This is a genomic window from Paraburkholderia sp. HD33-4, assembly GCF_021390635.1.
Lineage (GTDB): Bacteria > Pseudomonadota > Gammaproteobacteria > Burkholderiales > Burkholderiaceae > Paraburkholderia.
Genome location: NZ_JAJEJS010000001.1, coordinates 2,376,775 through 2,403,622, shown reverse-complemented (window position 1 = coordinate 2,403,622; position 26,848 = coordinate 2,376,775). Strand labels below are relative to the sequence as shown.

Here is a 26,848-nt window from a genome sequence, read left to right as displayed (position 1 = left end):
CCGCGGTAGCGGCAAAACCGTCATCGGGTCGGTTGTGAATGTTCAACTTCCGTCCGGGCGTCTGCGGCAAGCGCCGTTATCGTGCTCACTAGCCCTGCTGCGCCCAAACTGCGTGGCGGGGGCAAACGGCGTATTATGTAATCCGGTGTCCGGAGGCTCACACATCTATGGCGGACAAGAAAGGTTCTAACAGCGAAAAGCTGTTGTATTGCTCGTTTTGCGGCAAGAGCCAGCATGAGGTCAAAAAACTGATCGCTGGCCCGTCGGTATTCATCTGCGATGAATGTATCGACCTATGCAACGAAATCATCCGCGACGAGGCTGCAGGCGCGGGCATCGAGGCGGGCTTGTCCAAGTCCGACCTGCCGACTCCACAGGAAATCCGCGAAATTCTCGACCAGTATGTGATCGGTCAGGAACGCGCGAAGAAAATCCTCGCGGTCGCGGTCTACAACCACTACAAGCGCCTCAAGCATCTCGACAAGAAGGACGAAATCGAGCTGTCGAAGAGCAACATCCTGCTGATCGGCCCGACCGGCTCCGGCAAGACGCTGCTCGCGCAGACGCTCGCGCGCCTTCTTAACGTGCCGTTCGTGATCGCCGACGCGACCACACTGACGGAAGCCGGCTATGTCGGCGAAGACGTCGAGAACATCATTCAGAAGCTGCTGCAGAATTGTAATTACGAGGTGGACAAAGCCCAGCGTGGCATCGTCTACATCGACGAAATCGACAAGATCAGCCGCAAGTCCGACAACCCGTCCATCACGCGCGACGTATCGGGCGAAGGCGTGCAGCAAGCTCTGCTGAAGCTGGTCGAAGGCACGATGGCGTCGGTGCCGCCGCAAGGTGGTCGTAAGCATCCGAACCAGGACTTCATCCAGGTCGATACGACCAACATCCTGTTCATCTGCGGCGGCGCATTCGACGGTCTCGAGAAGGTCATTGTCGATCGCACTGAGAAGACTGGCATCGGTTTTGGCGCGAGCGTGAAGAGCAAGCAGGACCGCGATGCCGGCGAAGTGCTTCGCGAGGTGGAGCCGGAAGATCTGATCAAGTTCGGCCTGATTCCGGAACTGATCGGCCGTCTGCCGGTGGTCGCCACGCTCGGCAAGCTCGATGAAGCGGCGCTGATGAAGATTCTCGTCGAACCGAAGAACGCGCTGGTCAAGCAGTATCACAAGCTCTTCAGCATGGAGCGCGTCGAGCTCGAAATCCGGCCCGCCGCGTTGCAGGCCGTGGCGCGCAAGGCGATTCGTCGCAAGACCGGGGCACGGGGTCTGCGTTCGATTCTGGAACAGGCGTTGCTCGATGTAATGTACGACCTGCCGCAAATGAAAGGTGTAAGCAAGGTCATCATCGACGACAACGTTATCGACGGCGACGGCAAACCGCTGCTGATCTACGAAGACGCGCCGAAAGTCGCGGGTTCGAACTGATCGGCTTTCGGGTTCTGCAAAAAAGCCGTTCATGGCGACGTGAACGGCTTTTTCGTTTATCGTGTGGTCAGGCTGGTTGTTCTCAACTATGGAGTCACTGAACCTTCGGAGTCACTGAACTTTTCCCACACGCGGAGGCTTGCAATATTTTCTGCTGGCCTCACCTATCGAACGAACTGATTCCACTCATGGGGAAATGAAATGTCAGGAACCCAACTCCTCCCGCCGGAACGCATTACGCTGCCGCTGCTCCCGCTGCGCGACGTAGTCGTTTTCCCGCACATGGTGATTCCGCTCTTCGTAGGCCGCCCGAAGTCGATCAAGGCTCTCGAAGCAGCGATGGAAGGCGGCAAGCACATCATGCTCGTCGCCCAGAAAACGGCTGCGAAAGATGAGCCGACCGAAAAGGACATGTACGAAGTAGGGTGTATCGCCAACATCCTGCAGATGCTGAAGCTGCCCGACGGTACCGTGAAGGTGCTCGTCGAAGGCTTGCAGCGCGCGAAGACGCTTTCCATCGAAGAACAGGAAACGCAGTTCTCGTGCGAAGTCATGCCGCTCGAACCCGACCACGCCGACAGCGCTGAAACCGAAGCGCTGCGTCGCGCGATCGTGTCGCAGTTCGACCAGTATGTGAAGCTGAACAAGAAGATCCCGCCGGAGATTCTGACGTCGCTGTCGGGTATCGACGAGGCCGGGCGTCTCGCCGACACGATCGCGGCACATCTGCCGCTCAAACTCGACCAGAAACAGCACATCCTCGAGATGTTCCCGGTGATCGAACGGCTCGAGCATCTGCTCGCGCAACTCGAAGCCGAGATCGATATCCTGCAGGTCGAAAAGCGCATCCGTGGGCGCGTGAAGCGTCAAATGGAGAAGAGCCAGCGCGAGTACTACCTGAACGAACAGGTCAAGGCGATCCAGAAGGAACTCGGTGAAGGCGAAGAAGGTGCGGATCTCGAAGAACTCGAGAAGCGCATCACTGCTGCCCGCATGCCGAAGGAAGCAAAGAAGAAGGCCGACGCCGAGCTGAAGAAGCTCAAGCTGATGTCGCCGATGTCAGCGGAAGCGACGGTCGTGCGCAACTACATCGACACGCTGATCGGCTTGCCGTGGCGCAAGAAGAGCAAGGTCAACAACGACCTGTCGAATGCGGAGCGCGTGCTCGACGAAGACCACTTCGGTCTCGAGAAGGTGAAGGAACGCATTCTCGAGTATCTCGCGGTCCAGCAACGTGTCGACAAGGTCAAGGCGCCGATCCTGTGCCTCGTTGGGCCTCCGGGTGTCGGTAAGACTTCGCTCGGCCAGTCGATCGCGCGCGCGACGAACCGGAAGTTCGTGCGCATGGCGTTGGGCGGCGTGCGCGACGAAGCCGAGATTCGCGGCCACCGTCGTACGTACATCGGTTCGATGCCGGGCAAGATCCTGCAGAGCCTGACCAAGGTCGGCGTGCGCAATCCGCTCTTCCTGCTCGACGAAGTCGACAAGATGGGCCAGGATTTCCGCGGCGATCCGTCGTCGGCGCTGCTCGAAGTGCTCGATCCGGAACAGAACCATACGTTTGCCGATCACTACGTCGAAGTCGACTTCGATCTGTCGGACGTGATGTTCGTCGCGACGTCGAACTCGCTGAACATTCCGCCGCCGCTACTCGACCGGATGGAAGTGATCCGCCTGTCCGGCTATACGGAAGACGAGAAGGTCAGCATCGCGCAGCGTTATCTGTTGCCGAAGCAGAAGAAGAACAACGGCCTCAAGGATGGCGAGGTCGATGTGACGGAAACCGCGATTCGCGACATCATTCGCTACTACACGCGTGAAGCGGGCGTGCGTTCGCTCGAGCGTGAAGTGTCGAAGATTTGCCGCAAGGTCGTGAAGATGCTTCTGCTGAAGAAGGCGGAAGGCGCGGTGAAGGTCGACGGCAGCAACCTCGACACCTTCCTCGGCGTGCGCAAGTACGACTTCGGTCTGGCGGCGAAGGAAAATCAGGTGGGCCAGGTCACGGGTCTCGCGTGGACGGAAGTGGGCGGCGATCTGCTGACCATCGAAGCCGCGGTGATGCCGGGCAAGGGCAATGTGATCCGCACGGGTTCGCTCGGCGACGTGATGAAGGAATCCGTCGAAGCGGCGCGCTCGGTCGTGCGTTCGCGTTCGCGTCGTCTTGGCATCAAGGACGAAGCGTTCGAGAAGCAGGACATTCACATCCACGTGCCGGAAGGCGCGACGCCGAAAGATGGCCCTTCGGCCGGTATCGCGATGACGACCGCGCTGGTGTCGGTGTTGACCGGTATTCCGGTGCGCGCCGATGTTGCGATGACGGGCGAAATCACGTTGCGTGGCGAAGTCCTGCCGATCGGCGGCCTGAAGGAGAAGCTGCTCGCGGCGCATCGCGGTGGCATCAAGCTGGTGCTGATTCCGGAAGAGAACGTCAAGGACTTGACGGAAATTCCGGACAACGTGAAGAACGCGATCGAAATCGTGCCGGTCCGCTGGATCGACAAGGTGCTCGAACTTGCGCTCGAACGTGTGCCGCAGGCGTTACCGGAAGAAGAGCCGAAGCCCTCGGCGCCGGTTGGGGCTGAGCCGGGCAAGGATGCTGCGACGGACGTCGTCAAGCACTGAGGTCGGAGCGCATATCAGAATGCGCTGACGCCAAAAGCATCCAGCAGATCTGTCGCTCGCTGAACCAGAAAACCCGCGGTCAAGGCCGCGGGTTTTTTATTGCCCGTACGACCTTGTCATGCACTGTGCATGGTGCTCTCTTCGACGAAATTCCCACATTCCAGGCAGCGCATCCCCCTTGCATCGTTGCGTCGCATTGCCAGTCTTTCCGCTGCAATATGCAGTGATGAAGGCACCCCTCTAAAACCGCACTGATCAGGCTCAACCCCGGTTGACACAAGGGTTTCGGCCGCTTCTAATGGGGCGGCCTGGCGTTCGCGCCGGCCGCGTGGCGGGAGGTGCTGGAAAGCACTGTCACGATTGCCAATAAACATTCACGGGGGTTTGAATGAACAAGACGGAATTGATCGATCACATCGCACAGCAAGCCGACATTTCAAAGGCTGCGGCCGGCCGTGCGCTCGATGCAGTCATCGCGGGTGTCAAAAACACGTTGAAGAAGGGTGGATCGGTCACGTTGGTCGGCTTTGGCACGTTCGCGGTCGGCAAGCGCACCGCGCGCACCGGACGCAATCCGCGCACGGGCGCAGCGATCAAAATCAAGGCAGCTAAAGTTCCTAAATTTAGGCCTGGCAAAGCACTGAAGGATGCGCTAAACTAATGGGCTTGCTGCTTCAGGAATTGCTTAACCCGATTGCATGAACGATTCACGGGGAGAGCAGCCGCAAGGCAGAAAACACATCAAGCACTGAATCACGAAACGGGTGCTTAGCTCAGTTGGTAGAGCGGCGCCCTTACAAGGCGTAGGTCGGGAGTTCGAGCCTCTCAGCACCCACCAGTTTCAGATTCGGCAGCAGTGTTTTCAGCAGCGAACTTAGCAAAAGCGCAGTATAAGGAGTGGTAGTTCAGTCGGTTAGAATACCGGCCTGTCACGCCGGGGGTCGCGGGTTCGAGTCCCGTCCACTCCGCCAGTATCCACGAAAGGCGAACTCCGGTTCGCCTTTTTTGTTGCCCGCTGTTGTAAGATCGGGCGTTCTGTTTTTGGCACCCCTCACGCATGCTCGATTTTTTCCGCAATCACCAACGCCTGATGATGTTCATGCTCATCCTCGTCATTTTGCCGGGGTTGGGTTTCGTGGGTATTCAGGGCTTCCGCGGCTTCTTTGACGAAAGTGCAAACGTCGCAAGTGTCAACGGTCACAAGATCACCCGCGTCGAATACGACGACGCGATGCGCCAGCAGATCGACCGCGGTCGTCAAATGCTCGGCGCGCAGTTCGACATGAAGTCGTTCGACACGCCGGAGCGCCGTCGCCAGATGCTCGACGGCATGATCGAGCAGCGTGTGCTCGCCGACGAAACGCAGCGTCAGCATCTGACCGCATCGGACGACGCAGTGCGCCGTGCGCTGCTGTCCGATCCGGTGATCTCGTCGCTGAAGAATCCCGACGGATCGATCGACCTCGAACGCTACAAGCAGCTGCTCGCGATGCAAGGCATGACGCCCGATCAGTACGACGAGCGCATGCGCTACAACCTCGCGATGCAACAACTGCCCGCGAGCATCGAAGCGAGCGCGTTCACGTCGAAGACGCTCGCGCAGCACCTGACCGAGCTCGCCCAGCAGCAGCGCGAAGTGCAGGGCATCGCGTTCCACCCGCACGACTACGCGGCGAAGATCCAGCCGACCGATGCGCAACTGCAAGCGTTCTACGACGCGCATCGCAACGACTTCGCGACGCCCGCTACCGCGACGATCCAGTACCTGGTGATGTCGCCGGCCACGCTGAGCGCATCGGTGCAGCCGAGCGACGCGGACCTGAAGAAGTTCTACGACGACAACATCGCGCACTTCCGCACCGAAGGCGAAGTGCGCGCGAGCCACATCCTGATCGCGGCACCGAAGGACGCGAGCGCGGCCGACAAGGCGAAGGCGAAGCAGAAGGCCGAGGAGTTGCTCGCGCAGCTCAAGGCGCATCCGGACCAGTTCGCCCAAATCGCGCAGCAGAATTCGCAGGACCCGGGCTCGGCATCGAAGGGCGGCGATCTCGGTTACTTCGGCCGCGGCATGATTGCGGGTGGCCCGGCGTTCGACGACGCGGTGTTCGCGCTGAAGAAGGACGAAATCAGCGGCATCGTGCAGACCGACTTCGGTTTCCACATCGTCAAGGTCACGGATGTGAAGCCGACGGTCACGAAGTCGTTCGACGAAGTGAAAGACCAGATCACGAAGGAGCTGAAGACGCAACTGGCGAGCAAGGCGTTCACCGACAGCTCGGAAGGCTTCACGTCGCTCGTGTATGAAAAGGCGAAGAGCCTGCAGCCGGCCGCGGACAAGTTCAAGCTGCAGATCCAGACCGCGACGGTCACGCCGCAGCCGGATGCGAAGCTGCCGCCCGACAGCCCGCTGAACAACCCGAAATTCCTCGCGGCCGTATTCGCGAACGACTCGGTATCGGCACACAACAATACGCAGGCCGTCGACGTCGGCAACAACACGCTGATCGCCGCGCGCGTGACCGACTACAAGCCCGCCGCCGTGCCCGCATTCGACACGGTGAAGGACGCGGTGCGTCAGAAGGTGATCGCCGAACAGTCGAACGAAGCGGCGCACAAGGATGGCGTCGCGAAGCTGGCCGAATTCGAGAAGTCGAAGGCGACCGCCGGTTTCTCGTCGCCGCTGAAGGTGTCGCGCAACGACGCGCAAGGCGTGCCGCCTGCCGCACTGAGTGCAATCTACAAGGTCGATGCGCAAAAGTTGCCGGCCTACGTCGGCGTCGATCTCGGCGACGACGGCTATGCGATCTATCGCGTGAATCAGATCGTGCCGCCCGCGGCCGCCAACGCGCAGCAACTCGCCGCCGCGCAGCAGCAGGTCGCGCAGGTGGACGCGCAGTCGCAGGCCGAAGCCTATCTGAAGGCGCTGCGCGAGCGCTCGAAGGTGCAGTTCTACGGTACGCTCGATAGCGCCGCCCAGACGGCAGACCAGTAAGCGGCAGTCAGCATTACCTGCCCGCCCAAAAAGAAAGCCCCGCGAATGCGGGGCTTTTTTTATCTACGGCAGGGGGCAAGCGCTTCACAGACAGCCGCTGATCGCCCCGGTGGCGTTGCTGCCGCCAGCGCCGCCGGCGCGGAAGCCAACCCACGTGCCCTTGCCGCTATACGACGGACGGACCACCGCGGCCGCGCCGCTGGGCGGCTGCTGGCCCGGGACGTAGACGTCCATTGCCTGATCGTTGGCGAGAATATTTTGCGAGACCACCTGTTGTTGCGAGCTATCCGCCCACTTCTGCGCAATGCAGGTAGCGACGGCGCGAGGCGGCTGCTGGCTTTGACCGACCGACTGAACACCGGCCGGCGGTTGAGCCGCGCAGGCCGAGATGGCAACGGTCAAAGCGATTAACGGTAAATATTTCAACGTTATCTCCTCAGAAGTCGCTCAAGAATGAGCCGGGTGGCACGGCGTTGCCCATGTATCGAACGGCTCGGCGATCCGTGTTCCCCCAGGTTCCGGAAACAAGTCGTTAGCAGGTCTTTCAGTGCGGCGAACTTGTGCGAAGGAGTGGCTGGACAGCGGGCCACACGTTGTTGAGTAGCAGCGGCTGTGCCTGCTGCGTCGGGTGAATCTGATCGGCCTGGAACATCTCGGGTTTATCCGCGATGCCGGCGAGCAGGAACGGCACGAGCGGCAGATGGAATTCCTTCGACAGCTGACCGTAGAGGCCGTGGAACTTTTGCGTATAGTCGGGGCCGTAATTGGGCGGCACGTACATGCCAACGAGCACGACCTTCGCGTGGCCTTGCTGCGCCTGTTCGATGATCGTGCGCAGGTTGTCCTCGGTCGTCGAGAGCGGTACGCCGCGCAACGCGTCGTTGGCGCCCAGTTCGACGATCACGATGCTGGGCTTGAGCCGTTCCATCAGCGCGGGCAGACGCGCGCGTCCGCCGCTCGTCGTGTCGCCGCTGATGCTCGCATTCGCGACGCTATAATCGATGCGCTCTTCGGCCAGACGCTGACGCATCAACGCGACCCAGCCCGTATCGCGGGGCAGCCCGTACTCGGCGGAGATGCTGTCGCCGAGCACGACGATCACCGGCTTCGCGGGTTCGGGCGCATTCGCCGCGTGAGCCCGCAACGGTAACGAAACCAGCGCGGCGGCCATCATGGTCGCGCGCAAAGCCGCAGTCAGCGCCGCGGCGCGAGGGGCGATGGCGCGCACTTTCAACCTACGCTTCACCATGCCAAACAGAACTGATCCAGTCATTGAAGTGCGGGGTTTGTGCAAGAGGGTTAAGGATGCGGCGGGCGAACTGACGATTCTCGACGACATCGATCTTGCCATCGATGCCGGCAGCAGCGTGGCGATCGTCGGCGCATCCGGCTCGGGCAAGTCTACGCTGCTCGGCTTGCTCGCGGGATTGGACAGCGCGAGCGCGGGCTCGGTTCGGCTGCTCGGCCGCGAACTCGGCGAACTCGACGAAGACGGGCGCGCCGCGTTGCGCAGCGGCTCGGTCGGCTTCGTGTTTCAGTCGTTTCAATTGATGCCGCATCTGACCGCGCTCGAAAACGTCACGTTGCCGCTCGAATTGCAAGGCGGCATCGGCACACGCGAGGCCGCTGCGCGTGCGCGTGAACTGCTCGAACAGGTTGGGCTCGGGCAGCGAACCGGTCATTACCCGAAGCTGCTGTCAGGCGGCGAGCAGCAGCGCGTGGCGCTCGCGCGCGCGTTCGTCACCCGCCCGTCGATCCTGTTCGCCGATGAACCCACCGGTAGTCTCGATGCGGCCACCGGCCACGCGGTCATCGATTTGATGTTCGAGATGAATCGCGCGCACGGCGCGACGCTCGTGCTCGTGACCCATGACATCGAACTCGCGCGCCGCTGCGATACGACGGTCACGATCGAAGCGGGGCGGCTCGCTTGATGAACTAGCGAAGCGGGGCTTGCGCTCGGGTACCGCAAGCATGTCGCCGTCGAAGCAAAAACAAAGCGGGCCGCAGCCCGCTTTGTTCATTGCGCGTTATCGCACGCTGCTGCGCATTTCAAACTTCCCACTCAGCGCTTCAACGCAGCGCGCGCCCGCGCGATCAACGCCGAGGTCGACGAGTCATGCTTCTTCACGTCGGCACTCGCCGCGCCCAGATCGGCCTCGACCACCTTGCCGAGAATCTTGCCGAGCTCGACGCCCCACTGATCGAACGGGTTGATGTCCCACACCGACGCCTGCACCAGCACCTTGTGCTCGTACAGCGCGATCAGCGCGCCGAGCGTGCGCGCGGTCAACGCGTCGAGCAGCAGCGTCGCGGTCGGCCGGTTGCCGGGGAACGTGAGGTGCGGCGCAAGTTCCGGCTTGTCCGGGCCGGCCACCTTCTTTGCTTCCTCTAACGTGCGACCGAGCATCAGCGCTTCGCTCTGCGCGAAGCAGTTCGCGAGCAGCTTCGGATGGTGGCTCGCGAGCGGATGCTCGGGCGTCATTACCGCGATGAAATCGATCGGCACGATCGTCGGGCCCTGGTGCAGCATCTGGAAGAACGCGTGCTGACCGTTCGTGCCCGGTTCACCCCACGTGACCGCGGAAGTCGCATAGTCGACGAACGCGCCGTCAAGCCGCGCCGACTTGCCGTTGCTCTCCATTTCAAGCTGCTGCAGATACGACGGCAGGAAATGCAGCGCCTGCGAATACGGCGCGACCAGGTAGCTCTGCGAGCCGAAGAAGTTGCGATACCAGATGCCGATCATGCCGAGCAGCACCGGCAGGTTCTTGTCGAGCGGCGCGGTGCGGAAATGCTGGTCCATCTCGTTGGCGCCGGCGAGCAGCTCGTCGAACTGCTGGGGGCCGACCGCGATCATGATCGACAGACCGACGGCCGACCATAGCGAATAGCGGCCGCCGACCCAGTCCCACATCGAGAACACGTTCTCTTTCGCGATGCCGAACTTGACGACTTCGGCGGTATTCGCCGACACGCCGACGAAGTGCTTCGCGAGCGCGCTTTCCGGGCAGCCTTTCTGGATGAAGAAGTCGCGCAGCGAACGCGCATTGGTCATCGTTTCCAGCGTCGTGAAGGTCTTCGACACGATGATCGCGAGCGTCTCTTCGGGGTCGATCTGCTGCATCACGTTGTACAGATCGGCGCCGTCGACGTTCGACACGAAGTGCGTCGAGATCTCGGGCGACGCGAGATGATGCAGCGCGTGCACGACCATCTTCGGCCCGAGATCCGAGCCGCCGATGCCGATGTTCACGACATGACGAATGCGCTTGCCGCTGTAGCCGGTCCATGCGCCGCTGCGAACCTGCTCGGCGAACGCGGCCATTTTCTTGCGCTCGGCCTGCACGTCGGCGAAGAACGGCGCGTTCGGGTCGGTTGCGCGCAATGCCGTGTGCAGCGCGGCGCGGCCTTCGGTCGGGTTGACGACCTCGCCCGCGAACATCGCGTCGCGGCGCTTTTCGACGCCGGCTTCACGCGCGAGTTGCACGAGCAGCTGCAGGGTTTCGTCGGTGATGCGGTGTTTCGAGAAGTCGGCTGCGAGACCGCCGCCCGCGAACGTGAAGCGTTCGGCGCGCGTGGGAGCGGGATCGTTCTCGGGGGCGAACCAGTCGCGCAGATGCGCATCGCGAATCGCGTCGTAATGCGTTTGCAGCGAGGACCAGGAGGGGAGCGAGTTCTGGGTCATAGCGTCCGTCTAACCAAGGGGCACGAAGGAAGGCGCGCGCATGAAGCGCGGCCGAGAATGATGCGGCGATGCAGTCAGAGCGATGCCACGCGGCCCGGTTCGGGAGAGGGTGCCGACGATACTTCGCGAAGCGGGTGAGCTTCGCGAAAACGCGGGGCTGCGCATGCGCCCGCTGGAGTATCGCCGCGACCCGCGATCGATCCGACGCGCGGCGCAGGCAACCAGTATAGCGGGGATGCGCGGCGGGCAGCAGTGCGTTGCGCGCGCTCGCAATGATTGGGATGGCGATGTGTCATCGGTGTGAAGCGGCGCCGCGCGCGACGCGCAGTCGGACCAATCGCGCGCGTTACGCGGGCGTCGCCGAATAGAACAGCCGGTTCAGCAAGGTACGCACCATCGGTGCCAGCTCGCCGGCCGTCAGACCCGCGGGGCCATGGCCCTGCGCGCTCAGCGTATCGGCGGCGAGGCCGTGCAGATAGACGCCGGCGAGCGCCGCCTCGAAGCGAGGCAGATGCTGCGCGAGCAGCGCGCCGATGAGGCCGCCGAGCACATCGCCGGTGCCGCCCGTCGCGAGTGCGGCGTTGCCGGTCGGGTTCACTGCGAGGCGGCCGTCGGGCGCGGCGACGATCGTGCCGACGCCCTTCAGCACGACGACGCTCGCAAAACGCGCAGCGAGCGCTCGGGCGGCCGCCAGACGGTCGCGTTGCACGCTCGCCGCATCGCTCCCCAGCAGACGCGCCGCTTCGAGCGGATGCGGAGTGAGGATACACGGATCGCCTTGCACGCCGCGCGCGGTGACCTCGGCGGCGAGCGCGGGATCTTTGGCGATCAGGTTCAGTGCGTCGGCGTCGAACAGCTTGGGCACGTCGAGACGCAGCACGTCGTGCAGTACGCGCGTCGCGCGTTCGCCGTGCCCCATGCCGCAGCCGATCGCGAGCGCGTCCATCGAATCGAGCGGCAGCGTGTCGAGCGGATGCAGCATCAGCTCGGGGTGCGGCGGATCGTAGGGCGGGGCGCCTTCGCCGAGCAACGCGACGTGGACCTTGCCCGCGCCCGTGTAGAGCGCCGCGCGCGCCGCGAGAATCGGCGCGCCGCACATGCCGGTGTCGCCGCCGACTACCGCGAGGCTGCCGAAGGTGCCCTTGTTGGTCGCGAAATCGCGCGCGGGCAGGAAGGGGCCGAAGAGGTCGGGGGCGCTGAGCTGGATCGCCGCGCGAGGGGCACCGGTGGCGGCGTCCTGGCTGGCGCCGCCGTTGATCCCCGCGGCGAGCCCGATCGGCGCGACCGTCACCCGGCCGGCGAGATCGCGGCCCTGCGCGGTGAAAAGTCCCGGCTTCGCGCCGATGAACGTGATCGTGTGCGTCGCATGGACTGCCGCCGCGCCGTTGCCGCCGACCACCGCGCCGGTGTCACTGTCGAGCCCGCTGGGCACATCGAGCGCGAGCACGGCGCCTTGTGTCGCGCGCGTCTTCGTGCGCTGCGACAGTTGCCGCGCGATCGTCGCGAACACGCCGTCGAGCGGCCGCGCGAGGCCGATGCCGAACATGCCGTCGACGAGCCAGTTGTGGCCGTCGAGCGAGGCGGGCGGCGCCGCGCTGATCGACACACCGGCGGCGCGCGCGGCGTCGAGCGCCCAGCGCGCGTCGGCGGGCTTCACTTCGACCGGCATGCAGACCTCGACGGCGATGCCGGCCTTATGCAGTTCCGTCGCGACGACCAGCGTGTCGCCGCCGTTGTTGCCGGGCCCGACGATCAGCCATGCGCGCTGCTGCGATTTCGTCACCGACGTATCCGCGGCGATCCGTTCGAGCAGCCAGCGCGCGGCGGCATGACCGGCGCGCGCCATCAGCGTGTGCTCGGGCAACGCCGCGGCGGCCTGGGATTCGGCGATCCGCAAGTCGGTCAGCGTCAGCAGCGGCAGCGCGCGCGGCTGCGAGTCCGTCAGCGGATCGAAAAGGGTGGGTAGCGAGCTTTCTGCGTCTGTCATGGCGAAACCTGGCGGTGCGCCCACGGCGCGGCGGGCAGACTTGGGAATCGCTATGTTAGTGCCGATGGGCGCGCGGCGTGCGGCTGTTTCGGTGCATGCGGTGGGAGTGGTGCGATCGACGCGGGGGTGTCGACTGCGGGCTGACAGCCCGCCATACCCGTGCCCTGACCGCGAAACCTTACTGGAACCGCTCTGGCCGCAATGCCGCGAGCGTGTCTTGCGGCAACGTCGGCGTCTGTCCCGACATCAGATCAGCAACGAGCTTGCCCGCGCCGCAGGCGAGGCCCCAGCCGGCCGGGCCATGCCCGACGTTGACGAAGAGGCGCGGATGCAGCGCGTTGCCGATCACCGGCAAGCCGTCCGGTGACAGCAGTTTCACGCCTTCCCATGGCAGAGCCGCCGAAATGCGCGCGGCGCCCGGAATCCAGTCATGCGTCGCCTGGCCGAGCAGCGCGAGCGCCTCCTTGGTCAGCGCTTCGCCGAGCGGCTTGTCGATCTGGCTGGCGCTTTGCAGCACCGCGCCGCCCGCGATCCGCAGCCGATGGTTCATGCGGCTGATGCCGATGCGCTTGACCGCATCGACGATCGCGACGTGCGGCGCGCATTCCTCGTGCGCGATCGGCGCGACCAGCGAATGCAGCCGCAGCGGATGCAACGGCAGCCTGAGCCCGGCGCGTTCGAGCAGCGCGAGGCTGCCGTAACCGGCCGCGACCACGACCGCGTCGCCCTGGACCACGTCGATTTCGCGCGAGCGGGGCGCGCCGTCGCGCGGCGCCAGTTCGACCGCCGCGCGCTGGTTCTCGAGCCGGATGCCGGTCACCTCGCAGTTCTGCATGAACTGCACGCCGCCCTGCGCATCGAGCACCTGTTTGACGAGCTTGGTGAAAAGCGGACAGTTCGCGGTGCGCTCGTGCTCGAACAGCACGCCGCCGGCGAATTCGGGATCCGTGGGCACCGCATGCTCGAACGCCGCGCATTCCGCCGGGGTCATCACGTGATGCGGCACCTCGAAGCGGCGCAGCAGGTCGAGCGCGGCCGAGCTCAGCTCCCATTCGTGCGCGCTGCGCACGAGGTACAGCAGGCCGCTCGCCTGTTCGAATTCGAGGCCGAAGCGGGCTTCGACGTCGGCCATCGCCTCGCGCGAGGATTCGATCAGCGGCCGCAGCAGCGCGTACTGGCGCGTGAACGCCTCGGGTGGCTGCCACTCCGCGATCTGCTTGATGAACTGCCGCGCGGCGCCGTTGAAGCCGGTCTTGCTGATCACGCCATTTTTCGCGTTGTAGCGGCTCGCCATGAAGGTCGGGCCGAACCACACGTCGAGCGGCGTCGGCAGCACGGTGCCGCCTTGTCCATAGGTGGCGCCTTGTGCGACGGTCGCGTGTCGCTCGACGACGCATACCCGGTGGCCGGCCGCGCGCAGGTGATAAGCGGTGGCGACGCCCGCTATCCCGCCGCCAATGACGATGACATCCATGCTCTGATTCGATGTGCCGACGGGCGGCTCGCGCACGTTCCCGCTGGCTGTGACATGCGGCGCGCTGCCGGTTGAAACCCGGGCCACGTGCGCCGATCTGGTGAAACGCGAATGATAGCAGCCAAAACACCCGCGCGGCGACGTGACGGGCACCGCGGCGACGCCTCGCGCGGGCGGGAGCAGGCCGCCGCCCGCGCACCCCGGAGCCCGCTGGAAGCCCGTTCCCGGGGTATAATCTCGGACTTCCTTTCCGCCTCACGTCGCCTGCATGCGCGGCTCTCCGGCATCGATCAGCGACGCAACGTCAAGTCCCATGGCCCACTTCTCGTGTTTCCCCGGCGCTTCGGCCCTTTCCGATTTCCGTCAAACCCGCCTGCTCGACACGCTCACGCGCATCGACCCGAACATCACCGGCGTGCGCGGGCAGTATCTGCACTTCGTCAATGCCCAGACCGAACTGTCCGCTGAAGACAGCGCGAAGATCGAGGCGCTGATGCACTACGGCGATCCGTTCGAAGAAGGCAAGGAACGTGGCGCGGTCGAGACCTTCCTCGTCGTGCCGCGCTTCGGCACCGTGTCGCCGTGGGCCAGCAAGGCAACCGACATCGCGCATCATTGCGGTCTCACGCAGGTGCGCCGCATCGAGCGCGGCGTCGAGTACTCGGTCACGCTGAAGAGCGGCCTGCTCGGCGGCAAGAAGACGCTGTCCGACGAAGCGCGCGCGGCCGTCGCCGCCGCACTGCACGACCGCATGACCGAGAGCGTCGCGCCGTCGCGCGACCATGCGTTGCATCTGTTCGATGAACTGCCGGCCAAGCCGCTGCAAACCGTCGACGTGCTCGCGAGCGGCCGCGCCGCGCTCGAAGCCGCCAACACGGAACTCGGCCTCGCGCTCGCCGACGACGAGATCGACTACCTGGTCGACGCGTTCACGAAGCTCGGCCGCAATCCGACCGACGTCGAGCTGATGATGTTCGCGCAGGCGAACAGCGAGCACTGCCGCCACAAGATCTTCAACGCGGACTGGACGATCGACGGCGAGAAGCAGGACATTTCGCTGTTCAACATGATCCGCAATACCGAGAAGCTGAACCCGCAGGGCACGATCGTCGCGTATTCGGACAACTCGGCGATCATGGTCGGCGGCATGGCCGAGCGCTGGTTCCCGCGCACGCCGGCCGAGCTCGGCGCCAACGAATTGCCCGAACACTATCGCCGCGGCGTCGAGCTCACGCACACGCTGATGAAGGTCGAGACCCACAACCACCCGACCGCGATCTCGCCGTTCCCGGGCGCCGCGACCGGCGCGGGCGGCGAAATCCGCGACGAAGGCGCGACCGGCCGCGGCGCGCGTCCGAAGGCGGGTCTCGCGGGCTTCACGGTGTCGAACCTCGAACTGCCGGACGGCGTCGAGACGTGGGAAAACGCGCGCGACACGGCGCAGCCGCTCGCGCAGCGCAATCCGGCCGACCAGCACGGCGCGTACGGCCGTCCGGACCGCATCGCGTCGCCGCTGCAGATCATGATCGACGGCCCGCTCGGCGGCGCCGCGTTCAACAACGAATTCGGCCGGCCGAACCTGGGCGGCTACTTCCGTGCTTACGAGCAGAACGTCGCTGGCCTCGTGCGCGGCTATCACAAGCCGATCATGATCGCGGGCGGCATCGGCAATATCTCCGATCAGCACACGCACAAGCACGATCTGCCGGAAGGCTCGCTGCTGATCCAGATCGGCGGCCCAGGCATGCGCATCGGCATGGGCGGCGGCGCCGCGAGCTCGATGGCGACCGGCACCAACACCGCCGAACTCGACTTCGACTCGGTGCAGCGCGGCAACCCGGAAATCGAGCGTCGCGCGCAGGAAGTGATCAACGCGTGCTGGCAACTCGGCGAGAAGAACCCGATCCTCAGCATTCACGACGTCGGCGCGGGCGGTCTGTCGAACGCGTTCCCCGAAGTGGTGGACGGCGCGGGCAAGGGCGCACTGTTCGACCTGCGCAAGATCCAGCTTGAAGAAAGCGGCCTGTCGCCGCGCGAAATCTGGTCGAACGAAGCGCAGGAGCGCTACGTGCTCGCGATCGCGCCGGCCGATCTGCCGGTGTTCGAGGCGATGTGCAAGCGCGAGCGCTGCCCGTTCGCGGTGATCGGCACGGCCACCGCCGAACGTCAACTGAAGCTGATCGACTCCGAGCAGAACGAAGCCGCGCACCAGCCGGTCGACATGCCGATGGAAGTGCTGCTCGGCAAGGCGCCGCGCATGCACCGGGACGTCAAACGCGTCGAGCGCAAGCTCGAACCGGTCGACGTGACCGGCCTCGCGCTGGAGGACGTCGCGCAGCGCGTGCTGCGTCACCCGACGGTCGCGAGCAAGTCGTTCCTGATCACGATCGGCGACCGCTCGGTCGGCGGCACGACCGCGCGCGACCAGATGGTCGGTCCGTGGCAGGTGCCGGTGGCCGACGTCGCGATCACGACGATGGATTACGCGGGCTTCAGCGGCGAAGCGATGACGATGTCCGAGCGCACGCCGCTCGCCGTCATCAACGCGCCGGCCTCGGGCCGCATGGCGGTCGGCGAGGCGATTACCAATATCGCCGCGGCGCCGATCGCGTCGCTCGACAAGCTGAAGCTGTCGGCCAACTGGATGGCCGCTTGCGGCGCGCCGGGCGAAGACGCGGCGCTCTACGACACCGTCAAGGCGATCGGCATGGAACTGTGCCCGGCGCTCGGTATCGGTATTCCGGTCGGCAAGGATTCGCTGTCGATGCGCACGCGCTGGGAAGAGAACGGCGTCGCAAAGGAAGTGGTCGCGCCGGTGTCGCTGATCATCTCCGCATTCGCGCCGGTCGAAGACGTGCGCCGTCATCTGACACCGCAACTGCAGCGCGTGAGCGAAGTCGGCGAGTCGGTGCTGATCGCGATCGACCTCGGCCGCGGCAAGCACCGTCTGGGCGGCAGCATTCTCGCGCAGGTCACGCAGCAGGTCGGCGACACGGTGCCGGACGTCGACGATCCGGAAGATCTGAAGCGTTTCTTCAACGCGATCCAGGCGCTCAACAGCGACGGCAAGCTGCTCGCGTACCACGACCGCTCGGACGGCGGCCTGTGGGCGACGGTCTGCGAAATGGCGTTCGCGGGTCACGCGGGTGTGTCGCTGAACGTCGACATGCTCGTGCTCGACGCACACCACGAATCCGATTACGGCGACGCGAAGGACTGGGCGAAGCAGACCAGCGGCCGCCGCGAAGACCGCACGCTGCGCGCGCTCTTCAACGAAGAGCTAGGCGCCGTCGTGCAGGTGCGCGCGGCCGATCGCGACGCGGTGCTCGCCGCGCTGCGCGAGCACGGTCTGTCGGCGTGCTCGCACGTAATCGGCAAGGCCAATGAGCGCGACACGATCGAGATCTATCGCGACGCGAAAAAGGTGTACGAAGCGCCGCGTGCCGAGCTGCATCGCACGTGGAGCGAGGTGAGCTGGCGCATCGCGCGTCTGCGCGACAACCCCGCCTGCGCCGACGCCGAATACGACGCGCTGCTCGACGCCGCAGACCCCGGCATCACGCCGGTGCTGAGCTTCGATCCGGCTGACGACATCGCCGCGCCTTTTGTCGGCAAGGGCGCGCGTCCGCGCGTCGCGATCCTGCGCGAGCAGGGCGTGAACTCGCATCTGGAGACGGCCTACGCATTCGATCGCGCCGGCTTCGACGCGCACGACGTGCACATGAGCGACCTGCTCGAGGGTCGCGCGAACCTCGCCGATTTCGCGGGTGCGGTCGCCTGCGGCGGCTTCTCGTACGGTGACACGCTGGGTGCCGGCGAGGGCTGGGCGAAGACGATCCGCTTCAACGCGCAACTGGCCGACATGTTCGCCGCGTTCTTCGGCCGTGAAGACACGTTCGCGCTCGGCATCTGCAACGGCTGCCAGATGATGAGCAGCCTCGCGTCGATGATCCCCGGCGCCGAAGCATGGCCGAAGTTCACGCGCAACAAGTCGGAGAAGTTCGAGGCGCGCTTCTCGCTCGTCGAGGTGCAGGCATCGCCGTCGATCTTCTTCACCGGCATGGAAGGCTCGCGCATTCCGGTCGCGGTCGCGCACGGCGAAGGCTTTGCGGACTTCTCGCAGCAGGGTGACAAATCGAAGGTGGCGGTGGCGATGCGCTACGTCGATCACCGTGGTCAGGCGACCGAGCAGTATCCGTTCAACCCGAACGGTTCCCCCGCAGGCATCACGTCGGTCACGACGGCCGACGGCCGCTTCACGGTGCTGATGCCGCATACGGAGCGCGTGCATCGCGCGGTGCAGATGAGCTGGCATCCGCAAGGCTGGGGCGAGATCGGCACGGACGCGAGCCCCTGGATGCGCGTGTTCCAGAACGCGCGCCGCTGGCTCGGTTGATGAGGCGAGGGGCTGTCGCCTGCGTGCGGCGGCCTCTGTTTCGTCGCGGTGTCAGTTCCCGCTGCCGCGGAGCAATCCTCGCGGCAACAAAAAAGCCGCCCACACGGGCGGCTTTTTGCATTCAGGCGTTCTTCAGTGCGAGGCGGACTATCCGAAGACGATCCGCCCGTTGACGCTTACTGAATCTTCGCGTTCTTGCGCAGATTCTCTTCGAACGCCTGCAGCTTTTCCTGCTGGATCTGCTGGACGATCTGCGCGCGCACCTGCTCGAGCGGCGGCGGCGTGACGGCGCGGATGTCGTCGACACGGATGATGTGCCAGCCGAATTGCGTATGCACCGGCGTATCGGTCATCTGGCCTTTCTGCAGATGCGAGGCCGCGTCAGCGAATTCAGGCACGTAGGCCTTCGGGTCCGACCAGTCGAGGTCGCCGCCGTTCTTGCCCGATCCCGGGTCCTTCGAGTACTGCTTCGCGAGATCTTCGAAGCTTGCGCCAGCCTTGATCTTCGCGATCAGGTCCTTCGCCTGCTGCTCGTTGTCGACGAGGATATGGTGCAGGTGATATTCCTTGCCGCCCGCATCCTTGACGAGCGCGTTGTAGCGCGCGTTGATTTCGGCGTCGGTCGGCTGGTTGTTCTTCACGAAGTCTTCGATTAGCGCGCGCAGCACCACGGTTTGCTGTGCGACGGCGATTTGCGCCTTGACGTCCGGCTGGTTCGGCAGACCGCGACGGATAGCTTCCTGCATCAGGATTTCGCGATTCACGAGCTCTTCGCGCACGGCCTGCTGCAGCTGCGGCGTGTCCTGCTGGCCCTGGTGAACCAGTTGCTGGATCAACGCATCGGCGCGCGACTTCGGAATCGGCGTACCGTTCACGACGGCGATGTTCTGTGCGAATGCAGGTGCGGCTGCGAACGCAGCCAGCAATACCCAGAGGCGGGTTTTCTTCAAGGTCATCGAAAGGTTCCTAGCGGGGCAACAAAGCAAATTCTTCGGGCGTATACGCCGTGATGGCAAGGGCATGAATGCCGCGCTGCATGGCATCGGCCAGCGCATCATACACCATGCGATGCCGCGCCACGCGGGGCTTGCCGGCAAACGCGACGGCCACGATCGTGACACTGAAATGACCGCCAGCGGAGGCACCTGCATGGCCCGCGTGCTGCGCGCTGTCGTCGGTGATGCGGATCGACTCGACGGGTGCGAGCGCGGCCGCGAGGCGCGCCTCGATCAGCCCCGCACGCTCGGCGGTGGTGGCGTGCATGAACGGCTCGCTCATGTCATTCCTCCTTCATGTACTTCGACAGCCACAGGCTCTGTCCGACGATGAACACGAGCAGGCACCCGGTCGCGCCGAACAGCTTGAAATTGACCCACTGATCGGTCGTGTAGTGATAAGCGACGAACAGGTTCAGAAGCCCGAGCAGCACGAAAAACACCGCCCAGATCAGGTTCAGCTTGCCCCAGATCGCGTGCGGCAGCGTGATCTGCTTGCCCATCATCGCTTCGATCAGGTTCTTGTTGAAGCCGAGTTGCGACACGATCAGCGCGACCGAAAATGCCCAGTACAGCACGGTCGGCTTCCATTTGATGAAGGTATCGTTGTGCAACACGAGCGTCGCGCCGCCGAATACCACGACGACGCCCAGGCTCACCCACAGCATCGGGTCGACCTTGCGGTGGCGGAACGCCACCCACGCGATCTGCACCAGCGTGGCGACGATCGCCACTGCCGTCGCCGTGAAAATGCCCCAGATCTTGAAGGCGACGAAGAACAGGATGATCGGGAACAGATCGAACAGGAATTTCATTATCTGGTCGGGAAAGTCGGAGAGTGAGTCGAACGGTGAGTCGAACATTGAAGCTCGCCCGCCTGGCGTGCAAGCTGCGCGGTGCCCGCTGGCGAGCGGGACTTCCGCATGGGGAGGGCGCCCCGCGCGCGGTTCGCGCCGCGGCGCCCGACGCGGGCCGGGCCGCTGCCGCGCCGCGTTACTTGGGCTCGAATTGTAACGCAGCCGAATTGATGCAGTAACGCAGGCCGGTCGGCGCCGGTCCGTCCTCGAACACGTGGCCCAGATGCGCGCCGCAGTTCTTGCACTGCACCTCGATGCGCAGCATGCCGTGCGAGCGGTCGGTCTTCTCGGCGATCACCTCGCCGTTGATCGGCCGGAAGTAGCTCGGCCAGCCGCAGCCGGCGTCGAACTTGGTGTCCGATTCGAACAGCGGCGTGCCGCAGCACACGCAGTCGTAGACGCCGCGTTCCCAGTGATCGCTATAGCGCCCCGTGAACGGGCGCTCGGTCGCCGCGTGGCGCGTCACCTGATATTCGATATCGGACAGCTGCGCGCGCCACTCGGCGTCGGTTTTCTGCACGGCGGGAGCGTCATGCTTGAGATCGTCGGGGTTGCTCATGGTCGGGTTCCTGTCTCGGGTTTGTCTCAGTGTTTTATGGGGGGCGGTCGGGCGCTTCAGCGGCGCTCGCGCGTCACGACGAACAGCTCACTTCCAGCGAGCTTGCCCAGTCGGGTGGCAGGCCCGCATATGCCGCGGATTCGGGCTGCTCGTCGAACGGGCGACGCAGCACGGCCGCGAGCCGTTCCACCTCGGAGAAATCCTTCTCTTTCGCGCGTTGGATCGCCGTTTCCGCCAGATGGTTGCGAAGTACGAATTTGGGGTTCACGCGGTTCATTGCAATGGCGCGCGCAGCATCGTCGCGTGACTCGTCGGCGAGCCGCGCGCGATAGTCGTTCGCCCATGCGTCGAAGGCGGCGCGATCGAGGAACAGATCGCGCACCGGCGCGTCGCCGCTCGCATCGTGTTTCGACAGGCGCGCGAGGTTTCGGAAGGTCAGCGTGAAATCGGCGCGGTTCGCGTGCATCGCTTCGAACAGCCGGTTCACCAACGCGTCGTCGCCGTCGCGCGGCTGTTCGAGGCCGAGCTTCGCGCGCATGCGGTTTTCGAGCGCCGGCGCGAAGCGTTCCTTGAAGCCGGCGAGCACGTGCTGCGCATCTTCGACCGCCTTGTCGGCGCGCACGCTCTCGTCGTGCTTCTCGCCGAGCAGCGGCAGCAGTCCCTGCGCGAGGCAGAAGAGATTCCAGTACCCAATCTGCGGTTGCAGCCGGTAGGCATAACGGCCCTGCGTATCGGAGTGATTGCAGATGTGGCCGGCATCGAAGCCATCCATGAAGCCGAACGGGCCGTAGTCGATCGTCAGGCCCAGGATCGACATGTTGTCGGTATTCATCACGCCGTGACAGAAACCGACCGCCTGCCAGTCGACCATCAGATCCGCGGTGGAGCGCACCGCTTCGGCGAGCAGCGCCAGATACGGATCGTCGGCCTCCTTGCAATGCGGATAGAAACGCTCGATCACGTGATCGGCCAATGCCCGCAACGCGTCGACGCGATCGTTCGCGTAGAAGTGCTCGAAGTGGCCGAAGCGCACGAAGCTCGGCGCGACGCGCGTGACCACCGCGGCGGTTTCGATCGTCTCGCGCCGCACCGGCTGGTCCGAGCCGATCACGCACAGCGCGCGGGTGGTCGGAATGCCGAGATGATGCATCGCCTCCGAGCACAGATATTCGCGGATCGACGAGCGCAGCACCGCGCGGCCGTCGCCCATGCGCGAGTAGGGCGTGCGGCCCGCGCCTTTGAGCTGCAGCTCGTTGCGCTCGCCGTCGTGTTCGAGCTCGCCAACGGTGAGCGCGCGCCCGTCGCCGAGCTGGCCGGCCCACACGCCGAACTGATGCCCCGAGTACACCGACGCATAGGGCAGAGAGTCGGCCGGCCAGTCGCGCGTCGCGTTGCCGCAGAACAGCTCGATAAAGCCCGGATCGCGCTCGATGCCCTCGGGCAGTCCGAGCCGCGCGGCGGTCTCGGCCGAGAAGCCGACGAGGTAGGGCGCATCGAGCGGCGCGGCAGGCAGGCGCGTAAAGAACGTGCCGCCGAGCCGCGCGAACGCGTTGGCTGGGGGAGTGGCGAGTGTGTTGGAAAGATCCGTCAAAGCTGCGGATAGCCCTGCAAAGCTTGGGGAAAACGACATGTTGAGCGCCTCTGGATTAGCCGATATTGTAAGTCCGCGCCCGCGGCGCTGCAGGGCGGCCGCCTTCATCGTTCGGACCATGCTGCTGCGTTCGACGCCGCCACGATCTTCCGCCTCGCGCTGTTCGGCGCGTGACCCGTTTCACGACCACGTTTCTGGCCAACCCGACCGCAACCCAACGATACTAACAAGCCGAGGAGACCCCGCCTTATGACGACGCCGCTGCTGGGCCAGATGATGGACGTGCCGCTCACCGTGTCATCGCTGCTCGCGCATGCCGCGCGGCATTTCGGCAGCACCGAGATCGTGTCGCGGCGCATCGAAGGCGACCTGCATCGCTATACCTACCGCGATTGCGAAAAGCGTGCGAAACAGCTCGCACAGGCGCTGATCGCGCTCGGCGTCGAACCGGGCGAACGGGTCGCGACGCTGGCGTGGAACGGCTACCGGCATCTCGAAGCGTATTACGGCACCACCGGCTTCGGCGCAGTGTGTCACACGATCAACCCGCGGCTTTTCCCCGACCAGATCGCCTACATCGTCAATCACGCCGACGATGCATACGTGCTGTTCGACACGACGTTCGCCGCGCTCATCGACACGCTCGCGCCGCAGTGCCCGCGCGTGCGCGGCTGGATCGCGCTGTGCGACGAAGCGCATCGGCCGCCGATGCAGACCTCGGTGCTCTGCTACGAAACGTTGATGGACGGGCAGGACGGCCGCTTCGACTGGCCCGCGCTCGACGAGCGCCAGGCGTCGTATCTCTGCTACACGTCGGGCACGACCGGCAATCCGAAGGGCGCGCTCTATACGCATCGCTCGACGGTGCTGCACGCGTTCGGCGCGGCGTTGCCCGACGCGATGAGCCTGTCGGCGCGCGACTCGGCGCTGCCCGTCGTGCCGATGTTTCATGTCAACGCATGGGGCCTCGCGCATGCGGCGCCGCTGACCGGCGCGAAGCTGGTGTTCCCCGGCAAGGACCTCGACGGCAAGTCGCTTTACGAGTTGATGGAGAGCGAACGCGTCACGTGCTCGGCGGGCGTGCCGACCGTGTGGCTCGGACTGCTGAACCATCTGCGCGAGACGGGCGCGAAGTTTTCGTCGCTCGAACGCACGGTGATCGGCGGCTCCGCCTGTCCGCCCGCGATGCTGCGCATCCTCGAGGACGACTACGGCCTGCAGGTGATTCATGCATGGGGCATGACAGAGATGTCGCCGCTCGGCACGCTGTCGAAGCTGAACTGGGAGCAGAGTCAGCGGCCGCTTGCCGATCAGCGCAAGCTGCTCGAAAAGCAGGGCCATGTGATCTTCGGCGTCGACATGAAGATCGTCGGCGACGATGGCCGCGAACTGCCGTGGGATGGCGTCGCGTTCGGCGAATTGCACGTGCGCGGACCGTGGGTCATCGACCGGTATTTCCGCAAGGAAGAGTCGCCGCTCGTCGATGGCTGGTTCCCAACCGGCGACGTCGCGACGATCGACCCCGACAGCTTCCTGCACATCACCGATCGCTCGAAAGACGTGATCAAGTCGGGCGGCGAATGGATCAGTTCGATCGACGTCGAGAACGTCGCGATCGCTCATCCGGCGGTCGCGGAGGCCGCGTGCATAGCGTGCGCGCATCCGAAATGGACCGAGCGGCCGTTGCTCGTCGTCGTCAAACGCGCGGGGCTCGACGTCACGCGCGAAGAACTGCTCGCGTTCTACGAGGGCAAGGTCGCGAAGTGGTGGATTCCCGACGACGTCGTGTTCGTCGACGAACTGCCGCACACGGCGACCGGCAAGCTGCAGAAGCTGAAGCTGCGCGACCAGTTCCGCGACCACGTGTTGCCGTCCGCGCTCGAAGACAGCCGCAACTGTCCGCTGACACCCGAGGCCTAGGGCAAACCCTGCTCGATAATAAATTGAACGTTCGTGCTTTTTAAGTGTATTCTGCCTGCTAACCCCGGAACCGTCGTTTGAAAAAGCCTGACAATAAGCAGGCTCGACGGACCGGACAGGCGGCGCATCATGCGCCGCCTCAATGCATGGATCGCACGGAGGCACGCAGATGGCAGTGGACTACACAACTCATGACGGCGTGGCCGTCCTCACGCTGAACAATCCGCCCGTCAACGGGCTCGGGCTGTCGACGCGAGCGGGCATCGTCGAAGGGCTCGAGCGCGCGCAGAACGATCCGGCCATCAAGGCCATCGTGCTGACAGGCGCAGGCAAGGCCTTCTCGGGCGGCGCCGACATCACCGAATTCAATACGCCGAAGGCGACCCAGGAGCCGACGCTCGCGACCGTCATCAAGGCGGTCGAAGGCAGCGCGAAGCCGGTCGTCGCGGCGATCCACAGCGTCGCGATGGGCGGCGGCCTCGAGCTGGCGCTCGGCGCGCATTACCGCGTCGCCGCGGCCGGCGCGCAGATCGCGCTGCCCGAGGTGAAGCTCGGCATCCTGCCGGGCGCGGGTGGCACGCAGCGTCTGCCGCGCGCCATCGGTCTCGAAGCGTCGCTGAACATGATCGTGTCGGGCGCGCCGGTGCTTTCCGAAAAGCTCGCCGACTCGGGGCTGTTCGACCAGCTCGTCGCGAACCCCGCCGAACTGGCCGAAGCCGCGCTCGCATTCGCGCGCAAGGTCGGCGCGCAAACAGGCGCGCATCCCAAGGTGCGCGAGCGCAAGATCGAACATCCGAACGCGGCCGGTTTCATCCAGTTCGCGCGCAATAGCGTCGCGGCCATCGCGAAGGACTATCCGGCGCCGCATAAATGCATCGACGCGGTCGAAGCCGGTGTGAAGGACGGCTTCGACAAGGGCCTCGCCTTCGAACGCGAATGCTTCATCGCGCTCGTGCAGACGCCGGAGAGCCGCGCGCTGCGTCACGCGTTCTTCGGCGAGCGCGCGGCGAGCAAGATTCCCGACGTACCGTCCGATACGCCCGTGCGCGAGATCAATCAGGTAGCCGTGATCGGCGCCGGCACGATGGGCGGCGGCATCGCGATGAATTTCCTCAACGCCGGCATTCCGGTCACGCTGCTGGAAACGAAGCAGGAAGCGCTCGAGCGCGGTCTCGCGACGATCCGCAAGAACTACGAGGCGACCGTCAAGAAAGGCAAGTTGAAGCCCGAGGTGATGGAACAACGCCTCGCGCTGCTGAGCTCGACGCTGTCCTACGACGACCTGAAGCACGCCGACATGATCGTCGAGGCCGTGTTCGAAGAGCTCGGCGTGAAGGAGCAGGTGTTCCGCCGGCTCGATGAAGTCGCGAAGCCCGGTGCGATCCTCGCGTCGAACACGTCGACGCTCGACGTCGACAAGATCGCCGCGTTCACGAAGCGTCCGCAGGATGTGGTCGGCATGCACTTCTTCAGCCCGGCCAACGTGATGAAGCTGCTCGAAGTCGTGCGTGGCAAGGAGACCGCGAAAGACGTGCTCGCCACCGTGATGAAGCTCGCGAAGAAGATCAAAAAGACTGCGGTGGTCTCGGGCGTATGCGACGGTTTCATCGGCAACCGCATGATCGAGCAGTACGTCCGCCAGGCGCTCTTCATGCTCGAAGAAGGCGCTTTGCCCGCGCAGGTCGACAAAGCGATCGAGAAGTTCGGCTTCGCGATGGGCCCGTTCCGCATGAGCGACCTCGCCGGCAACGACATCGGCTGGGCGATCCGCAAGCGTCGCTATCTCGAACACCCGGACATGCACTACTCGAAGATCGCCGACCGTCTGTGCGAGATGGGCCGCTTCGGTCAGAAGACCGGCGGCGGCTGGTACGACTACAAGGCGGGCGATCGCACCGCGTATCCGTCGGGCGTCGTCAACGAAATGATCGGCGAGTACTCGAAGGAAACCAACTCCGAGCGCCGCAAGATCAGCGACGAGGAAATCGTCGAACGTCTGGTGTTCGCGCTCGTCAACGAAGGCGCGAAGATTCTCGAGGAAGGCATCGCGTCGAAGGCGTCGGATATCGACATGGTCTATCTGACCGGCTATGGCTTCCCGCTCCATCGCGGCGGCCCGATGCTGTACGCGGACACGGTCGGGCTCTACAACGTCGAGCGTGCGATTCGCCGTTATGCGGCGCGGCCCAACGGCGACGCGTGGAAGCTCGCGCCGGGCATCGCGAAGCTGGCCGCCGAGGGCCGCGGCTTCAACGGCTGAGCACGGCTGGGTTCAGCGCACGGACTGAGCGGTGCGGGTTGTCCTCGCACCGCTCGCATCAAACGACT

18 protein-coding genes and 2 tRNA genes are annotated in these 26,848 nt (G+C 64.7%); 10 read left to right on the top strand and 10 right to left on the bottom strand.

What is annotated here, in order from left to right; all coding sequences use genetic code 11:
* Nucleotides 1–167: 167 nt before the first annotated feature.
* The 6 genes from clpX (at nt 168) to L0U84_RS10605 (ending at nt 7,053) form a co-directional block, all read left to right on the top strand.
* The gene (gene clpX, locus L0U84_RS10630; protein WP_013089402.1) at nt 168–1,439 is read left to right on the top strand and encodes an ATP-dependent Clp protease ATP-binding subunit ClpX; all 1,272 of its coding nucleotides are present in this window, start codon (nt 168–170) and stop codon (nt 1,437–1,439) included.
* 201 nt (nt 1,440–1,640) lie between these two features.
* Entirely contained in the window at nt 1,641–4,061 is a 2,421-nt protein-coding gene (gene lon / locus L0U84_RS10625) for an endopeptidase La (protein WP_233849746.1), read from the top strand.
* Between the two features lie 388 nt (nt 4,062–4,449).
* Entirely contained in the window at nt 4,450–4,722 is a 273-nt protein-coding gene (locus L0U84_RS10620; RefSeq protein WP_018418077.1) for an HU family DNA-binding protein, read from the top strand.
* A gap of 101 nt (nt 4,723–4,823) precedes the next feature.
* Nucleotides 4,824–4,899: transfer RNA gene (locus L0U84_RS10615), tRNA-Val, on the top strand.
* 56 nt (nt 4,900–4,955) lie between these two features.
* Nucleotides 4,956–5,032, top strand: a tRNA-Asp gene (locus L0U84_RS10610).
* An 86-nt stretch (nt 5,033–5,118) separates the two neighbouring features.
* Nucleotides 5,119–7,053 (top strand): SurA N-terminal domain-containing protein, encoded by a 1,935-nt coding sequence (locus L0U84_RS10605; RefSeq protein ID WP_233849744.1) that lies wholly within the window; start codon nt 5,119–5,121, stop codon nt 7,051–7,053.
* Nucleotides 7,054–7,137: 84 nt separating this feature from the next.
* Here the strand turns inward: L0U84_RS10605 and L0U84_RS10600 are convergent, their stop codons facing one another.
* Both L0U84_RS10600 and L0U84_RS10595 read right to left on the bottom strand, forming a co-directional pair.
* Nucleotides 7,138–7,479: a hypothetical protein gene (locus L0U84_RS10600; protein WP_233849742.1), complete on the bottom strand. Its 342-nt coding sequence runs from the start codon at nt 7,477–7,479 to the stop codon at nt 7,138–7,140.
* Between the two features lie 118 nt (nt 7,480–7,597).
* On the bottom strand, nt 7,598–8,302 hold the full coding sequence (locus tag L0U84_RS10595; protein WP_233849740.1) for an arylesterase: 705 nt from the start codon (nt 8,300–8,302) through the stop codon (nt 7,598–7,600).
* Here L0U84_RS10595 and L0U84_RS10590 point away from each other — a divergent pair.
* Nucleotides 8,301–8,987, top strand: coding sequence for an ABC transporter ATP-binding protein (locus L0U84_RS10590; protein ID WP_233849738.1), 687 nt, complete (start codon nt 8,301–8,303; stop codon nt 8,985–8,987). The genes L0U84_RS10595 and L0U84_RS10590 overlap by 2 nt on opposite strands.
* Before the next feature lie 131 nt (nt 8,988–9,118).
* Here L0U84_RS10590 and pgi read toward each other — a convergent pair whose 3' ends face one another.
* The 3 genes from pgi to L0U84_RS10575 form a co-directional block, all read right to left on the bottom strand.
* Nucleotides 9,119–10,741, bottom strand: coding sequence for a glucose-6-phosphate isomerase (pgi, locus tag L0U84_RS10585; protein ID WP_233849737.1), 1,623 nt, complete (start codon nt 10,739–10,741; stop codon nt 9,119–9,121).
* Between the two features lie 346 nt (nt 10,742–11,087).
* Nucleotides 11,088–12,728 carry an NAD(P)H-hydrate dehydratase gene (locus L0U84_RS10580; RefSeq protein ID WP_233849736.1) on the bottom strand — a complete coding sequence of 547 codons (1,641 nt, stop codon included), beginning with the start codon at nt 12,726–12,728 and terminating at the stop codon, nt 11,088–11,090.
* Nucleotides 12,729–12,906: 178 nt separating this feature from the next.
* Nucleotides 12,907–14,202 (bottom strand): FAD-dependent oxidoreductase, encoded by a 1,296-nt coding sequence (locus tag L0U84_RS10575; RefSeq protein ID WP_233849735.1) that lies wholly within the window; start codon nt 14,200–14,202, stop codon nt 12,907–12,909.
* A gap of 313 nt (nt 14,203–14,515) precedes the next feature.
* Between L0U84_RS10575 and purL the strand changes: the two genes are divergently transcribed.
* Nucleotides 14,516–18,598 (top strand): phosphoribosylformylglycinamidine synthase, encoded by a 4,083-nt coding sequence (purL, locus tag L0U84_RS10570; protein WP_233849734.1) that lies wholly within the window; start codon nt 14,516–14,518, stop codon nt 18,596–18,598.
* A 176-nt stretch (nt 18,599–18,774) separates the two neighbouring features.
* On the opposite strand, the gene L0U84_RS10565 is transcribed toward purL, so the two are convergent.
* The 5 genes from L0U84_RS10565 to L0U84_RS10545 all read right to left on the bottom strand — a co-directional run bounded on the left by L0U84_RS10565 (nt 18,775) and on the right by L0U84_RS10545 (nt 22,639).
* On the bottom strand, nt 18,775–19,554 hold the full coding sequence (locus L0U84_RS10565) for a peptidylprolyl isomerase (RefSeq protein ID WP_233849733.1): 780 nt from the start codon (nt 19,552–19,554) through the stop codon (nt 18,775–18,777).
* A gap of 10 nt (nt 19,555–19,564) precedes the next feature.
* On the bottom strand, nt 19,565–19,876 hold the full coding sequence (locus L0U84_RS10560; RefSeq protein WP_233849732.1) for a BolA family protein: 312 nt from the start codon (nt 19,874–19,876) through the stop codon (nt 19,565–19,567).
* A 1-nt stretch (nt 19,877) separates the two neighbouring features.
* The gene (locus tag L0U84_RS10555) at nt 19,878–20,408 is read right to left on the bottom strand and encodes a septation protein A (RefSeq protein ID WP_085481354.1); all 531 of its coding nucleotides are present in this window, start codon (nt 20,406–20,408) and stop codon (nt 19,878–19,880) included.
* A 178-nt stretch (nt 20,409–20,586) separates the two neighbouring features.
* Nucleotides 20,587–21,009, bottom strand: coding sequence for a peptide-methionine (R)-S-oxide reductase MsrB (gene msrB / locus L0U84_RS10550; RefSeq protein ID WP_233849730.1), 423 nt, complete (start codon nt 21,007–21,009; stop codon nt 20,587–20,589).
* Nucleotides 21,010–21,082: 73 nt separating this feature from the next.
* Nucleotides 21,083–22,639, bottom strand: coding sequence for a protein adenylyltransferase SelO (locus L0U84_RS10545; RefSeq protein WP_233849728.1), 1,557 nt, complete (start codon nt 22,637–22,639; stop codon nt 21,083–21,085).
* 210 nt (nt 22,640–22,849) lie between these two features.
* On the opposite strand from L0U84_RS10545, the gene L0U84_RS10540 reads away from it, so the two are divergent.
* A complete protein-coding gene (locus L0U84_RS10540) occupies nt 22,850–24,520 on the top strand; it encodes a 3-(methylthio)propionyl-CoA ligase (RefSeq protein WP_233849726.1) in 1,671 nt (556 codons plus the stop codon).
* Nucleotides 24,521–24,689: 169 nt separating this feature from the next.
* The gene (locus L0U84_RS10535) at nt 24,690–26,780 is read left to right on the top strand and encodes a 3-hydroxyacyl-CoA dehydrogenase NAD-binding domain-containing protein (protein WP_233849724.1); all 2,091 of its coding nucleotides are present in this window, start codon (nt 24,690–24,692) and stop codon (nt 26,778–26,780) included.
* The last annotated feature ends 68 nt before the right edge of the window (nt 26,781–26,848 follow it).

Excerpts from the sequence above, each read along its gene's own strand:
- L0U84_RS10555 (WP_085481354.1), bottom strand. The coding sequence starts at position 20,408 with ATGAAATTCCTGTTCGATCTGTTCCCGATCATCCTGTTCTTCGTCGCC.
- L0U84_RS10545 (WP_233849728.1), bottom strand. The coding sequence starts at position 22,639 with ATGTCGTTTTCCCCAAGCTTTGCAGGGCTATCCGCAGCTTTGACGGAT.
- L0U84_RS10595 (WP_233849740.1), bottom strand. The coding sequence starts at position 8,302 with ATGGTGAAGCGTAGGTTGAAAGTGCGCGCCATCGCCCCTCGCGCCGCG.
- L0U84_RS10620 (WP_018418077.1), top strand. The coding sequence starts at position 4,450 with ATGAACAAGACGGAATTGATCGATCACATCGCACAGCAAGCCGACATT.
- L0U84_RS10540 (WP_233849726.1), top strand. The coding sequence starts at position 22,850 with ATGACGACGCCGCTGCTGGGCCAGATGATGGACGTGCCGCTCACCGTG.
- msrB (WP_233849730.1), bottom strand. The coding sequence starts at position 21,009 with ATGAGCAACCCCGACGATCTCAAGCATGACGCTCCCGCCGTGCAGAAA.
- L0U84_RS10605 (WP_233849744.1), top strand. The coding sequence starts at position 5,119 with ATGCTCGATTTTTTCCGCAATCACCAACGCCTGATGATGTTCATGCTC.
- L0U84_RS10590 (WP_233849738.1), top strand. The coding sequence starts at position 8,301 with ATGCCAAACAGAACTGATCCAGTCATTGAAGTGCGGGGTTTGTGCAAG.
- purL (WP_233849734.1), top strand. The coding sequence starts at position 14,516 with ATGGCCCACTTCTCGTGTTTCCCCGGCGCTTCGGCCCTTTCCGATTTC.
- L0U84_RS10560 (WP_233849732.1), bottom strand. The coding sequence starts at position 19,876 with ATGAGCGAGCCGTTCATGCACGCCACCACCGCCGAGCGTGCGGGGCTG.
- pgi (WP_233849737.1), bottom strand. The coding sequence starts at position 10,741 with ATGACCCAGAACTCGCTCCCCTCCTGGTCCTCGCTGCAAACGCATTAC.
- L0U84_RS10580 (WP_233849736.1), bottom strand. The coding sequence starts at position 12,728 with ATGACAGACGCAGAAAGCTCGCTACCCACCCTTTTCGATCCGCTGACG.
- lon (WP_233849746.1), top strand. The coding sequence starts at position 1,641 with ATGTCAGGAACCCAACTCCTCCCGCCGGAACGCATTACGCTGCCGCTG.
- L0U84_RS10565 (WP_233849733.1), bottom strand. The coding sequence starts at position 19,554 with ATGACCTTGAAGAAAACCCGCCTCTGGGTATTGCTGGCTGCGTTCGCA.
- L0U84_RS10575 (WP_233849735.1), bottom strand. The coding sequence starts at position 14,202 with ATGGATGTCATCGTCATTGGCGGCGGGATAGCGGGCGTCGCCACCGCT.
- L0U84_RS10535 (WP_233849724.1), top strand. The coding sequence starts at position 24,690 with ATGGCAGTGGACTACACAACTCATGACGGCGTGGCCGTCCTCACGCTG.
- clpX (WP_013089402.1), top strand. The coding sequence starts at position 168 with ATGGCGGACAAGAAAGGTTCTAACAGCGAAAAGCTGTTGTATTGCTCG.